15 protein-coding genes are annotated in these 12073 nt (G+C 64.5%); 2 read left to right on the top strand and 13 right to left on the bottom strand.

The genetic code is table 11. The annotated features are described in order from the left end of the window. Positions 1-44: 44 nt before the first annotated feature. The 3 genes from BGP02_RS06020 to BGP02_RS06010 form a co-directional block, all read right to left on the bottom strand. On the bottom strand, positions 45-617 hold the full coding sequence (locus tag BGP02_RS06020; RefSeq protein WP_017234242.1) for an EF-hand domain-containing protein: 573 nt from the start codon (positions 615-617) through the stop codon (positions 45-47). Positions 618-717: 100 nt separating this feature from the next. Then, complete coding sequence (locus BGP02_RS06015) at positions 718-984, bottom strand: YMGG-like glycine zipper-containing protein (RefSeq protein ID WP_017234241.1); 267 nt, start codon at positions 982-984, stop codon at positions 718-720. Between the two features lie 64 nt (positions 985-1048). Continuing rightward, on the bottom strand, positions 1049-1459 hold the full coding sequence (locus BGP02_RS06010; RefSeq protein WP_286798210.1) for a hypothetical protein: 411 nt from the start codon (positions 1457-1459) through the stop codon (positions 1049-1051). A gap of 284 nt (positions 1460-1743) precedes the next feature. Between BGP02_RS06010 and BGP02_RS06005 the strand changes: the two genes are divergently transcribed. After that, complete coding sequence (locus BGP02_RS06005) at positions 1744-2418, top strand: TetR/AcrR family transcriptional regulator (RefSeq protein ID WP_261938183.1); 675 nt, start codon at positions 1744-1746, stop codon at positions 2416-2418. Positions 2419-2429: 11 nt separating this feature from the next. Beyond that, positions 2430-3386, top strand: coding sequence for a LysR substrate-binding domain-containing protein (locus BGP02_RS06000; protein WP_017234238.1), 957 nt, complete (start codon positions 2430-2432; stop codon positions 3384-3386). Between the two features lie 210 nt (positions 3387-3596). On the opposite strand, the gene BGP02_RS05995 is transcribed toward BGP02_RS06000, so the two are convergent. From BGP02_RS05995 to BGP02_RS05950, 10 genes are all read right to left on the bottom strand, one after another. Then, positions 3597-3956, bottom strand: coding sequence for a helix-turn-helix domain-containing protein (locus tag BGP02_RS05995; RefSeq protein WP_017234237.1), 360 nt, complete (start codon positions 3954-3956; stop codon positions 3597-3599). A gap of 212 nt (positions 3957-4168) precedes the next feature. Continuing rightward, positions 4169-4879: an ABC transporter ATP-binding protein gene (locus BGP02_RS05990; protein ID WP_286798209.1), complete on the bottom strand. Its 711-nt coding sequence runs from the start codon at positions 4877-4879 to the stop codon at positions 4169-4171. Beyond that, positions 4876-5646: an ABC transporter ATP-binding protein gene (locus tag BGP02_RS05985; RefSeq protein WP_017234235.1), complete on the bottom strand. Its 771-nt coding sequence runs from the start codon at positions 5644-5646 to the stop codon at positions 4876-4878. The genes BGP02_RS05990 and BGP02_RS05985 overlap by 4 nt, the downstream gene beginning before the upstream one ends. Beyond that, positions 5643-6617, bottom strand: a complete 975-nt coding sequence (locus tag BGP02_RS05980) for a branched-chain amino acid ABC transporter permease (protein WP_017234234.1) — start codon at positions 6615-6617, stop codon at positions 5643-5645. The genes BGP02_RS05985 and BGP02_RS05980 overlap by 4 nt, the downstream gene beginning before the upstream one ends. A gap of 8 nt (positions 6618-6625) precedes the next feature. Next, positions 6626-7546, bottom strand: coding sequence for a branched-chain amino acid ABC transporter permease (locus BGP02_RS05975; RefSeq protein WP_017234233.1), 921 nt, complete (start codon positions 7544-7546; stop codon positions 6626-6628). After that, entirely contained in the window at positions 7543-8415 is an 873-nt protein-coding gene (locus tag BGP02_RS05970) for an alpha/beta hydrolase (RefSeq protein WP_017234232.1), read from the bottom strand. The genes BGP02_RS05975 and BGP02_RS05970 overlap by 4 nt, the downstream gene beginning before the upstream one ends. 159 nt (positions 8416-8574) lie before the next feature. Then, on the bottom strand, positions 8575-9768 hold the full coding sequence (locus BGP02_RS05965) for an ABC transporter substrate-binding protein (protein WP_017234231.1): 1194 nt from the start codon (positions 9766-9768) through the stop codon (positions 8575-8577). A gap of 209 nt (positions 9769-9977) precedes the next feature. After that, positions 9978-10973, bottom strand: a complete 996-nt coding sequence (locus BGP02_RS05960) for an amidohydrolase family protein (RefSeq protein ID WP_017234230.1) — start codon at positions 10971-10973, stop codon at positions 9978-9980. Between the two features lie 37 nt (positions 10974-11010). Continuing rightward, entirely contained in the window at positions 11011-11565 is a 555-nt protein-coding gene (locus BGP02_RS05955; protein ID WP_268566697.1) for a 3-hydroxyanthranilate 3,4-dioxygenase, read from the bottom strand. A gap of 45 nt (positions 11566-11610) precedes the next feature. Further along, positions 11611-12045, bottom strand: coding sequence for a RidA family protein (locus BGP02_RS05950; RefSeq protein ID WP_017234228.1), 435 nt, complete (start codon positions 12043-12045; stop codon positions 11611-11613). Positions 12046-12073 lie beyond the last annotated feature (28 nt).

The raw sequence follows: 12073 nt of genomic DNA, 5'->3' as shown, positions 1-12073 counted from the left end.
ACGGCATGCCGTGGCGTATTTTTTTGCGCTACCGAGCGAGGGGCTCAGGGTTTCGTGGTTGCCGCGTCGGCTTGCGCGCGCTCGTGATAGTAACGGCGGAAGTAAGCGCGAATCTCCGCGGGCGAGAGCTTGCCGTCACGATTGGCGTCGATCAGCTCGAAATGCCGATCGAGGAACGGCTCGGCGGCCGCCGTTTCGTCGCGGCTCAGATAACCGTCGCCATCCTTGTCCGCCGCCTTGAAATAGCGCTCGAACGTGGCGCGACGCGCCTGCAACTGGCTGTGCTGATAGGCCGACCATTCATTGCGGTCGATCTTGCCATCGCGATTGGTGTCGATGGCGTCGAACGAGCGTTGCAGGTACAGCCCGAGCGCTGCGTTCTGATCCGACGCGTCGCCGTAGTCCGGGCCCGGTAACGGCGCAGGCATGGGCGCCGAAGGTGTCGTCGGCACGACGCCGTTCATCGGCGTCCGCGTCTGTGCATGGCCGGGCAGCGCGACGAGCGACAGGGCGGCGGCGCTGGCGCAAAGCGTGATGACGGCGAGTGTCCGGCGCGCCGTACGCCGTGTCGCGAGGGTTCGAAGCGTACGTTGATGCGGTGTCTGTTGAGATGTCATGCCGCGCTTCTCCTGATTCGTTGAACAGTGACGGCGGTATCGGCCTCGCGATGCGATGCGCTGACGAGAGGGGAGCCGCCCGATGACGGGGAGACCGGTATCAACGGCGACGGCGGTCGTCCGTGATGACGTTACCGATCACGCCGCCGACGACGGCGCCCCCCACGGTCGTGCCCAGGTCGCCGCCGGAGATGAGGGCGCCACCCAGGGCGCCGACGCCGGCGCCAACTGCCGTATTACGCGATTCGCGTGGCGTCATGCCGCCGCAGCCGGCCAGCGTGCCGATCAATGCGGCCCCTGCGAGTACCGGGCCGGCCGAGCGTGACAGACGGGAGAGGTGCGAGATCCATCGTTGTGTAGTTTTCATGACGCATGACTCCTTCAAAGAGGGGGGCGTCGGGCCCCGGGCAATCGCAGGCATCGCCTGCCGTTCAATAACAGCGGTCGCTGACGGCGCAGGCTTGATACACGATCCATTTACGGTCGATGCGCAGTCCAATGCGGTATTGCGCGGTATTCGTATTCATGGCGTCTGTCGCCAGCGCTGATTGATTTAGGTTTGACGCAAGTTGCGGTATTTGGGTCGCCCGATCTTGTAAGACTTTGTAAAGCCCTTGGGTCGGGCGTGACGGTCGCGAACCTGTGAGCTCCACGGTGCTTTCTGTGCGATCGGTATATAAAATGCAGTCCGAAATAAATTGTGGACGTTCTGACGATGCGGAGGGCGACACCAGCGACGCTGGCGCACGCACCATCGCGCATGTTCCTGTGCTTGTGCGACGCCGCGGGCGGATGTCGTCGTAAAGCGGAGCTGGCGAAAGCGTGACATCGAAATTGTTCAAGTTTGAAATGTCTCGGCCGGCGGCTTTAAAAGCCGCCATTCACGCCGGAAGGTGCGGAATGCGCGGAGTATGCGATTACGCGGCGTATTACGCGATGTCTGTCATCGCAAATCGCGCTGAATGCGTTGAAACCATCGGGAAAGTCCGGGGGAGTATTTGCGCTTAGTTTTCGCCGCAAGCTGCGTTTGCGCTGGCATACTGTGCCCGCTGAAGTTCGGTACTGAATTCAGCGATTGTTGAGACAAATCGATTGAGGTGCTCGGCCTATCCGCGCAAGCTTATCCATGCCACAAGTCAAGAAAGAAGACATTCGTCTGGCCATTTTGGAAGCATCGCATGCCCTGTTTCTCGACAAGGGCTATGTCGAAACGACCATGGTGCAGATCGCAAAGCGTGCCGGCATTTCCCACGCGAACATCTACAGCTACTTCACCGCAAAGTTGCAGGTCTTCTTCTGCGTCTACGAAACCTGGTTCAAGGCGCGCATTACCTTGCTCGAAGCCGAGGTGATGGCGGCACACGGCGCCCATGCCCGCATGCGCACCCTGCTCGACGGCCTGCTGGTCCAGATGCCGAGACTCGACAACGGCTTTTCGCACAACCTGGTGCAGGCGCTGGCCACCGTCCGCCCGGGCGATCCGTACGACGCATCGCTGCTGCGCTGGTTTCGCGAGCATCTGTCGGGCATGCTGGCGGCAGTCGCACCGAGCCTTGCGCGCGATAGCGTGCGACGTGCGCGTCTGGTGGATATGCTTGTGCTGACGTTCGACGGATGCCTCGTCAACCATCATGTCAATCCGGCGTCCCTGCCGGACGCCGCGATGCTGGAGGAGTACGTCGTCGCATTCCTGCCGGGCGAACCTGCCGAGTCTGACGCGGCTGCGTCGGTGGCGCCCGCGGCGCAGGGCGTGCCGGGGGCGGGGGCGGTGATACCGTCCGGCTCCGCGGCGGCGGCCTGAACGGCACGCCGATGCGCTCGCTGCCCTGGACCTCCCTCAATCTCGGACGAAAGCTCAAGTTCCACCAGCTTCAGGTGTTCGATCGCGTGCTCGAGACGGGCTCGCTCGTGCGCGCCGCCAACGAAACCGGTCTCACACAACCGGCCGTGAGCAAGATCGTGCACGAGCTGGAATCGTGTTTCGAAGGACCGCTCTTCGTACGCAGTAATCGCGGCATGCAGCCTACGGAACTGGGCGAACTGCTCGGGCATCGCGTGAAATCGCTGATGGCCGAGCTGCGCTACCTCACGGACGAAGTGAATGCGTTCAGCGCAGGTACCAGTGGACACGTCATCGTCGGTACGCTCATCTCGGCCGCCGCGGATCTTCTCCCGCGCACGATTGCGATGCTCAAGTCGCGGACCCCGGGCGTACTGGTCACAGTGCGTGAAGCGACGACCGCGCAACTCTTCCCCGCGCTGGCCAGCGGCGATCTGGATATTGTCGTGGGCCGTCTGCCCGAGCGGGCATTGCCTGTCGCGAACGCCTTCGCCCTGACGCACGAAGTGCTCTTCAACGAATCGCTCAGCGTAGTCGGTGGGGCGCGTCACTGGCCACAGGGGCCGGCGCGCGTGCCGCTTGCGCAGTTGCGTGAAGGGGCGTGGATTCTGCCGGTGCCGGAATCGCCGTCGCGGCTCGCTGCCGAGCGGCTCTTCCACGATGCGGGGCTGGCATTGCCCGAGGACGTCGTCGAGTCGCTCTCGGTGCTGACCAACATCGGCTTGATGCTGGAGACCCCGCGAGTAGCGCTGATGCCGCGTGTGGCGGCCACGCCGTTCGTGGAATCGGGATTGCTGCGGGTGCTGGCCGATACCATGCCCGGCAGCTTCGGCGATGTGGGGTATTCGCTGCGTGCCGACAGGCCGCCGAGCCCGGCTTGTGAGCGCTTCGTCGCCTGCCTTCGCGAAGCGTGCGGCCTCAGGCCGTAGCGCCTTCCTGCCGATGTCGCCAAAACGAAGGGCGGCATGCCGGTGCATCGGCGTGCCGCCCTTTGCGATGGGCCGGCGCATGAACCTGCCCACGCGCCCCAACGGTAACGCGAACTGCCGACGCGGCGAATGGCGTGAACGCAATCGCGACACTTGCGAAACCCTGCAGCGAAGCCACCACGGATGCGATGACGATCGTGCGAATGCGGGTCAGAGACGTGCGAGCGACGAGACTAGCCCGGGGTTCTGTTGCACGAGCCGAATGAGGCAGGCGGCCTGGGCATTGGGGCGCGCGCGACCCTGCTCCCAGTTCTCCAGCGTGCGCGGATTCGTACGCAAGTAGTGCGCGAAGACGTTACGCGACATGCCGAGATGCTTGCGCAGGGCGAGCAATTCGTCGGGAAAAACTTCAAGTTTCGGAAGCGGTGTGCGCGGCAGCTCCTTGATATTGAGCGGAAGATCCGCAGGCAGGCCGTTCTTGACGTGCGCCGGTTCGGCAGGCGGTGGCGCACCGGTGTCCTGAGAGAGCAGCCAGCGGAAGGGATTCGAAGGCGTATTGGAGTAAGCCATAGTCCTACCCGGGTGTCGGTGTTAAGTGAAGGGATAAGCACGCTTGCGAAGTCAATCAAGCGGAACCGATTGCACCACAGAGTTCTACTGGGTGCTTTCACAAAACACTCCGGATTTTCGCGTATGACACCCATCGAGGACCAAGCACCCCGCCGAAACGAGGTGCCGTAGAGTGTACGCAAAACGGTGCGGTACGCAGCGTGGCGCGTGCCTCAAACGCCCAGATACGCCTGTAATTCCGGCAACGCGCGACGCAGGCTTGGCGAGTCGCCTTGCCAAGCTACACGGCCTTTGTCGACGATGTAGTGGCGATCGCCGAGTTCGAGCATCGGTGCAAGGTTCTTGTCGATGCACAGGATCGACAGACCGCTGCCTTTGAGTTGCTTCAGGCACTGCCAGATTTCACCCCGAATGAGCGGTGCCAGCCCCTCCGTCGCTTCGTCGAGAATGAGTAATTTCGGATTCGTCATCAGCGCGCGGCCGATCGCGAGCATCTGCTGCTCGCCGCCGGACAGGTTGCTGCCGAGGTTTTTCTCGCGTTCGCGCAGCCGCGGAAACAGGGCGTAGATGCGCTCCAGTGTCCACGGCGAGCGCGCACCATGACGATTGCTGGCGGTGGCCACGAGGTTCTCGCGCACTGTCAGCGTGGGGAAAATCTGGCGTCCCTCCGGCACGAGCCCCATGCCCGCGCGCGCGATACGGTGCGACGGGCTGGTGTGCACCGGCTGTCCGTCGAACACGATTTCGCCACGGGCAGGGCGCATGAGGCCTGTCATCGACTTGACCGTGGTCGACTTGCCCATGCCGTTGCGGCCGAGCAGCGTGACGAACGCCCCCCGCTCGATGTCGAGTTGCATGCCGAACAGCGCCTGACTCGCGCCGTAGTACGACTCGACGCCAGACAAAGACAACAAGGGGCTCATGCGGTCGCTCCCAGCATTTCGTTGCGGGTGTCATCCCCGAGATAGGCTTCGCGCACGCCCGCGTCGTTGCGGATCGTGTCGGCGTTGCCGCAAGCGATGGCGCGCCCGTAGACGAGCACGGTGATGCGGTCGGCCAGGGCGAAGACCGCGTCCATGTCGTGCTCCACCAGCACGATGGCGTAATCGCCCTTGAGATCGGCGAGCAGATGTGTCATCTGTTCGGACTCGGCCTGCGACATGCCGGCCATCGGCTCGTCGAGCAGCAGCAGTTTCGGGCGTCCCGCGAGCGCCATGGCCAGTTCGAGCTGACGATGTTCGCCGTGGGCAAGCGCGCTGGCGGGCACGTGCATGCGCGCGGCCAGTCCGGTGCGCGCCAGGATCTCGCGCGCCGGCTCGACGAGCGCCGCTTCGCGAATGGCTGGCCGCCAGAAGCCGAAGCTATGGCCTTGCATCGCCTGCACGGCCACGAGCACGTTCTCCAGCGCGGTGAATTCTCGAAACACCGACGTGATCTGGTACGAGCGCGCGAGCCCCGAGCGGGCGCGCTGCTCGATCGGCATGGCCGTGATGTCGTGTCCGTCGAAATGGATGCTGCCTTCGTCGGCGCGAAGCTCGCCGGCCAGTTGGCCGATGAGCGTGCTCTTGCCGGCGCCGTTCGGGCCGATGATGGCGTGCAGCTCCCCCGGCGCGACATCCAGGCAAAAGTGATCGGTGGCGATCAGCCCGCCGTAGCGTTTGACCAGTTGGTCGACTTGAAGCAGGGTCATGCCTTGCCCTCCACGGTACGGGCGCGCCGGGCGAGCCGCACCTGCAGGTCGCCGAGCAGGCCATACAGGCCGCGTCGCGACACCAGCACCGCCACGACGATGAGCGGCCCGAAGATAATCATCCAGTGCTCCGTCATGCCCTTGAGCCATTCCTCGATCAGCAGCATGGCGGCGCTGCCCAGTACCGGCCCGAAGAACGATCCCAGCCCGCCGAGGACGACCATCACGATCAACTCGCCCGACGCCGTCCACGCCATGTAAGCGGGCGAGACGAAATGCGTGAGGTTGGCGTAGAGCATGCCCGCCACGCCGCAGGTCATGGCGCTGATGATGTAGGCCACCAGCTTGTAGCGCAGTGTCGGATAGCCGAGCGCGCGCATGCGGCGATCGTTTTGGCGCGCACCGCGAATGACCATGCCGAAGCGCGCATCGACCAGCCGGCGACCGGCCCATACGCACAGGCACAGCACGGCGAACGCCACGTAATACAGCGTGGCGGGGTCGTCGAGCGTCATGCTGCCGAAGCGGCTGCCGGCGGTGACCGGCAGGCCGTCGTCGCCGCCGTATTGCCTCAGGCCGACGGCGAGGAAGTAGAACATCTGGGCGAACGCCAGCGTAATCATGATGAAGGCGATGCCGGTCGTGCGCAGCGAGAGCAGACCGGTGACGGCGCCGACGACGGCACACAGCAGCAGCGTCGCCCCGAGATGCAGGAAGCCGTTGTCGATGCCGTGATAGCTGAGAATGCCGACGACATACGCGCCCAGCCCGAGATACAGCGCGTGGCCGAAACTCACCATGCCGCCGTAGCCGAGAATCAGATCGAGCGAGACGGCCGCGATGGCGAACACCACAATGCGCCCGAACAGGGTGAGATAGAACGGTTGCTGGGCAAACGTCGCGTAGAGGGGCACCAACGCCAGCACGGCGAGCAACAGCAGCGGCACGGCGGTGCGAAGATTGAGTTTCATTTCCATCGTCAACCGTGTTTGACCGGGAAGAGACCTTGCGGACGCACAGCAAGCACGGCGGCCATGACAAGGTAGATGAGCATCGAAGCGAGCGCGGGCCCGGCGGTGTCGGCGGTGCTGCGCTCCATGAGGCTGCGCAGCAGCGTGGGCAGGGCAGTGCGTCCCACGGTGTCGACCACGCCGACGATCAGCGCCGCGAGAAATGCCCCGCGCACCGAGCCGATGCCGCCGATCACGATCACGACCATCGTCAGGATCAGAATCGGCTCGCCCATGCCCGGCTGCACCGACAGGATGGGGCCGGCCATGAGCCCGGCGATCCCGGCGAGAATCGCGCCCAGTCCGAACAGCAGCGAGTTGAGCAGCACGATGTTCACGCCGAGCGCGCCGACCATCTGGCGATGGGTCGACCCGGCGCGGATCAGCATGCCGATGCGCGTGCGGTGAATCAGCAGATAGCAGCCCAGCGCCACGGCCAGCCCCACCACGATGATCAGGAAGCGATACGCCGGATACGCGAGGCCGAACAGATCCACCGTGCCGGCGAGCCAGTCGGGCACTTCCATGTAATACGGCGACGGCCCCCAGATCATGCGCGCGAGCTCGTTGAAGAACAGGATCAGACCGAAGGTGGCCAGCACCTGATCGAGGTGATCGCGGTCGTACAGCGTCTTGAGCGCGACGAATTCGACGATCAGGCCGATCACGAGCATTGCGGGAACGATGGCGATCGCGGCGAGCGCGAACGATCCCGTATGGTTGTACACGGTGGCGGCGATGAACGCCCCGATCATATAGAGCGAACCGTGTGCGAGGTTGACGAAGTTCATGATGCCGAACACCAGCGTGAGCCCGGCCGCCATCAGGAACAACAGCACCCCGAGTTGCAGCCCGTTCAGGCACTGCATGACGAAAAGCGTCAGACTCATGCGGCCTCCCGGGGTAGCCCCATCAGGCGAAAGATGGCTTGCGTGAGCGGACTGGCGGTGTCGTTGAGCGTGAGCACGATATCGAAGTGATTGGTGCCGGGCATCGGGACATAATCACCTGCGAAGCCACGGGCGCGCCATGCCGCGAGATAGTCCTCGCTCTGGCGCTTGAATTCCGCCGTCTCGCTCTCGCCGTAGGACACCACGATCGGGCAGCCGTGCGCGGGCAGATGGAAGTGGGGGCTGTTGCGATGCGCGTCGTCGGCGGACAGCTTCATCCAGTCGTTGATGTGCGTGAACGGAATCGGCGTGAGATCGAACAGGCCGGAGAGCGGGGCGGCGCCGGCGACGACGTCGTGGGGCACGCCGTAATCGGCGTGCCAACCCTGAGCGAGCAGCATGCCCACGAGGTGGCCACCGGCCGAGCTGCCGCACACGTGGATGCGGCGGGCGTCGCCGTGGTGTTCGCCAATGTGCCGGTGCACCCAGGCCAATGCACGGCGCGTCTGGTCGACGATGGTATCAAGCGAGGCGCCGGGCGCAAGCGAATAGTTGATCGTGACGACCGTCGCGCCGGCGCGTGTGAAGGCGGGCGCCATGTTGCTCGAATCGTCCTTGCCGAGCGCGCGCCAGTAGCCACCGTGAACAAAGAAGAAGACGGGGGCGTCGGGGACCGGTGACGGGAAGATGTCGAGCGTCTCGTCGGGGTGATCGCCGTAGGCGACATCGAGGACGCAGGGCGTGGTCGCGCGGGCGTGCGCGCTCTCGGTGGCGTACTGCGTCAGGATGTCGAGAACGTTGGGCGTGGTGGCGCGAGCGTTGTACTGAACGTCCAGCTCGGCCTCGTCGAAATTGCGGTAGCGCTTCATAAACCCTCGATCGTGCTCAGGTACGGCTCGGGTCGTGCACCTGCAGTGCCGCCGGCCTATCGCGTGGTATCGCGCCCGCCCGGGACGGCCGGGCGGCGCGTCGGCAACGGCGGGCATCGTCCGCGTCGAACCGCACGCCGGCGATGCCCGCCCGTCGCCTTACGACTTGATCTTGCACTGCGCGGCCAGGTCGGCGCGCGTCTTGATCTGAATCTGCCCCTTGGTCGCGAACCGGGCGCCGTTGGCGTCCTTCACGACATCCACGCGGTAGAACTGCGCCACGGGGAACTGGTTGCTGGCGAACTTGAACGGCCCGCGCACCGACGAGAAATCGGCCGCCTTGAGTGCGGCGCGCAACGCTTCGCGATCCGCCACGTTGCCCTTGGTCTTCGTGAGGGCCGAGTCGATCAGGTTGGCGGCGTCGTAGGACTGCGCGGCATACATCGACGGCACGCGGTTGTATTTCTTCTGGAAGGCCGCCACGAACTGCTTGTTCTGCGCGTTGTCGAGATCGGGCGAGTACGGGGCGCTGGTGATGGCGCCGACCGCCAGTTCCTTGAGCGCGGGCAGGGTCGAGCCGTCGATGGTCGACACGGAGATCAGCGGAATCTTGCCGAGCAGCCCGGCCTGACGGTATTGCTTGACGAAGTTCACACCCATGCCGCCTGGATAGAACACATAGACGGCGTCGGGCTTGGCGGCCTGCAACTGGGCGATTTCGGCCGAGTAGTCGGGCTGGTTGACCTGTGTGTACACCTCGTCGACGATCTGGCCCTTGTAGTCGCGCTTGAAGCCGTTCACGGCGTCGCGTCCGGCCTGATAGTTCGGGGCCATCACGTACATCTTCTTGTAGCCCAGGTCGCTCGAGAGCTGGCCACCGGCCTCGTGCAGTTCGTCGTTATCCCACGACGTCGAGAAGAAGTTCGGCGAGCATTGCGCGCCGGCAATCGGGGTCGGCCCGGCATTCGAGCCGACCATGACCACGCCCGCATTCGTCACGGTCTTGTGAATGGCCATCATGACGTTCGAGAACGTCACGCCGGTGATGAGCGACACCTTGTCGCGCTCCACCAGCTTCTGCGCGGCCTGCACGCCGACGTCGGGCTTGAGCTGGTCGTCTTCCTTGATCACCTGCACCGGCACGCCGCCCAGTTTGCCGCCCTTTTGCTCGATGGCGAGCATGAAGGCGTCGTACTGATCCTGGCCGAGCGCGCCGCCCGGGCCGGAGAGCGTGCCGATGAAGCCGATTTTCACCTGGGCGTGCGCGCCGCTCGAGGCGAATATCGCCGCGCCGGCGGCAAGGGCGCCGAGCACGGCGATGGCTTTGCGTTGCGTGGTCTTCGTTCCCGTCATCATGGTCTCCAAACTTAGTTCCAAAACAGGCAAACACTTTCCGCAGAGGACTCGCGCCGGGAGACTTGACCGCTTCTTCACGTCGGTCATCGCAGGCCAGGCGCGTCAGACTACCTAAATTGTTTAAGCATCAAATATTTAAGTGCCCAGCGTAAACGACGCCTTTTACGTAGGCAAGCGATTTCAAAAACACCTCGGGAAAGCACCAGTTACAGGCCGAAGAACTCGCGGGCGTTCGCGGCCAGAATGCGGTGGCGAGCCACGTCGTCCAGATCGGGCTGCTCGGCCACCAGGCGGCCGATGTCCTGCTCGCCGAGCGGGAACGGATGATCCGAGCCCAGCATGATGCGTTCCGAGCCCAGGGTGTCGACCAGCAGGCGCAAGGCGCGCGGGTCGAACACGGCGCTGTCCACGTAGAAACGATCCAGATAATGGGACGGCGGATGCGGGCTGTCGGCACGCACGATGTCGCGGCAATGCCAGGCATTCTCGGCACGGCCCAGCAGATACGGGAACGCGCCGCCGCCGTGAGCGAAGCACAGCTTGAGCGAGCGGGGCAGACGCTCGAACGCGCCCGAGAGGATCAGCGAGAGGATCGAGAGCTGCGTCTCGGCAGGCATGGCGACGAGCCACGGCATCATCCATCGCTTCATGCGGCCGTCGGTCATCATGTCCCACGGATGCACGAGCACGGGGATGTGTTCGTTGCCGCAGTGCCGCAAGAAGGCCACGAGCTGTTCGTCGTCCAGGTCCTTGTCGCCGAGATGGTTGCCGATCTGCACGCCGACGTGGCCGCTCGCCTTGGCGCGCGAGGCTTCCGCGCAGGCCAGATCGAGGTTCTGCAGCGGTACTTGCGCCATCGCCTTCAGGCGCGACGGCGCGTAGGCACAGTGCTCGAGCGCCAGATCGTTCATGCGCTGCACCCAGTCAATGACTGCGTGCCCGTCGTAGCGATAGCCGAACATGATCGGCGTGGCACAGACCACTTGCAGGTCGATGCCGTGACGGTCGAGTTCTTCGACGCGCAGCGCGGGGTCCCACAGCGCGCGGTAGACCGGTCGGAAGGCGCGGTCGTCGATCATGATGTTGCCGGTCTCGCCGCCGTCGTCGATGCGCAGCCACGGCGCGGTAGCGGGGTCAAGGCGGGCCGCCTCGTCCCGCGTGATGCGCGGGAAGAAGTGGGCGTGCATGTCGATTTTCTTCATGACGTAACGGGTAAGGGGCTGGGCGCGGCGTCGCGAATCAGGCCGACGCCGGTGCCGTAGTCGTGGGTTGCGCGGCGCGGCCCGGGTGGATCTCGCCGCAACTCGGGCAGCGGCGCAGCGATTCGGTGCCGTAGAACGTTTCGAACAGCGGCGGCAGGTCGGTCACAATGCTCTTGAGCTGCACTTCCACACGGTGAACCAGCGTGCCGCATTGGAGGCAGTACCACTCGAAGCCGTCGAGCAGGCCGGGCGGGCGCTGGCGTTCGATCACCAGGCACAGGCTTCCCGCTTCGGGCCGCTGCGGCGAGTGGCGCACATGCGGCGGCAGCAGGAAGATGTCGCCCTCCTTGAGGTCGATGCGCTCCGGGCGGCCGTCGATCCACAGATTGACCCACGCGTTGCCCTTGAACTGATAGAAAAACTCCTCGAGCGGGTCGTCGTGATAGTCGGTGCGATGGTTCGGTCCGCCCACCACCGTCACGATGAAATCGCTGTCCTGCCAGACCTGCTGATTGCCGACGGGCGGCTTGAGCAGTGACGCGTGATCGTCGATCCAGCGCTGGAAATTGAAGGGCTTGCCATACGTCAACATGCTGTCTCCCAGGTCATGCGGCGTCAGGTGGAGTCTCGGGGTGCTTCAGCGCGAACGCGGCGCGTAGGCCACGCACTTGATTTCGATAAGCAGCAACGGATGCGGCAACTGGTGGACGGCCACCGTGGTGCGCGTCGGCCCGCTCTCGTCGAAATACTCGCCGTACACCGCGTTGTAGCCGCCGAAGTCGTTCATGTTCACGAGGAACGCGCCGACTTCGACCACGTCGGCGAGGGTGGCGCCTTCGCTGGCGAGAATGTCGCGAATGTTTTCAATGACGGCGCGCGTCTGCTCACGAATGTCGAGCTGCGTCACGCCCAGCGCATCGACCTGCGCACCGGCGTAGGTGTTGTCCGGGCGGCGCGAACTGGTGCCCGAGACGAACAGAAAGTCGCCGGCGCGCTTGATGTGCGGGAACTTGCCGCGCGGCTTGGCCTTGCCGGCCACCACGCGGGCCTGCGTGTCTTGCGATGCGCTCATGTGTCGTCAGTCTCCGTTGTGCCTTGTT

Source organism: Pandoraea sp. 64-18 (assembly GCF_001899225.1).
Lineage (GTDB): Bacteria > Pseudomonadota > Gammaproteobacteria > Burkholderiales > Burkholderiaceae > Pandoraea > Pandoraea cepalis.
This window is presented reverse-complemented; position numbering and strand designations above follow the sequence as displayed.

Excerpts from the sequence above, each read along its gene's own strand:
- BGP02_RS05975 (WP_017234233.1), bottom strand. The coding sequence starts at position 7,546 with ATGAGTCTGACGCTTTTCGTCATGCAGTGCCTGAACGGGCTGCAACTC.
- BGP02_RS06000 (WP_017234238.1), top strand. The coding sequence starts at position 2,430 with ATGCGCTCGCTGCCCTGGACCTCCCTCAATCTCGGACGAAAGCTCAAG.
- BGP02_RS06015 (WP_017234241.1), bottom strand. The coding sequence starts at position 984 with ATGAAAACTACACAACGATGGATCTCGCACCTCTCCCGTCTGTCACGC.
- BGP02_RS05985 (WP_017234235.1), bottom strand. The coding sequence starts at position 5,646 with ATGACCCTGCTTCAAGTCGACCAACTGGTCAAACGCTACGGCGGGCTG.
- BGP02_RS06005 (WP_261938183.1), top strand. The coding sequence starts at position 1,744 with ATGCCACAAGTCAAGAAAGAAGACATTCGTCTGGCCATTTTGGAAGCA.
- BGP02_RS05955 (WP_268566697.1), bottom strand. The coding sequence starts at position 11,565 with ATGTTGACGTATGGCAAGCCCTTCAATTTCCAGCGCTGGATCGACGAT.
- BGP02_RS05965 (WP_017234231.1), bottom strand. The coding sequence starts at position 9,768 with ATGACGGGAACGAAGACCACGCAACGCAAAGCCATCGCCGTGCTCGGC.
- BGP02_RS05970 (WP_017234232.1), bottom strand. The coding sequence starts at position 8,415 with ATGAAGCGCTACCGCAATTTCGACGAGGCCGAGCTGGACGTTCAGTAC.
- BGP02_RS06020 (WP_017234242.1), bottom strand. The coding sequence starts at position 617 with ATGACATCTCAACAGACACCGCATCAACGTACGCTTCGAACCCTCGCG.
- BGP02_RS05950 (WP_017234228.1), bottom strand. The coding sequence starts at position 12,045 with ATGAGCGCATCGCAAGACACGCAGGCCCGCGTGGTGGCCGGCAAGGCC.
- BGP02_RS05960 (WP_017234230.1), bottom strand. The coding sequence starts at position 10,973 with ATGAAGAAAATCGACATGCACGCCCACTTCTTCCCGCGCATCACGCGG.
- BGP02_RS05980 (WP_017234234.1), bottom strand. The coding sequence starts at position 6,617 with ATGAAACTCAATCTTCGCACCGCCGTGCCGCTGCTGTTGCTCGCCGTG.
- BGP02_RS05990 (WP_286798209.1), bottom strand. The coding sequence starts at position 4,879 with ATGAGCCCCTTGTTGTCTTTGTCTGGCGTCGAGTCGTACTACGGCGCG.
- BGP02_RS05995 (WP_017234237.1), bottom strand. The coding sequence starts at position 3,956 with ATGGCTTACTCCAATACGCCTTCGAATCCCTTCCGCTGGCTGCTCTCT.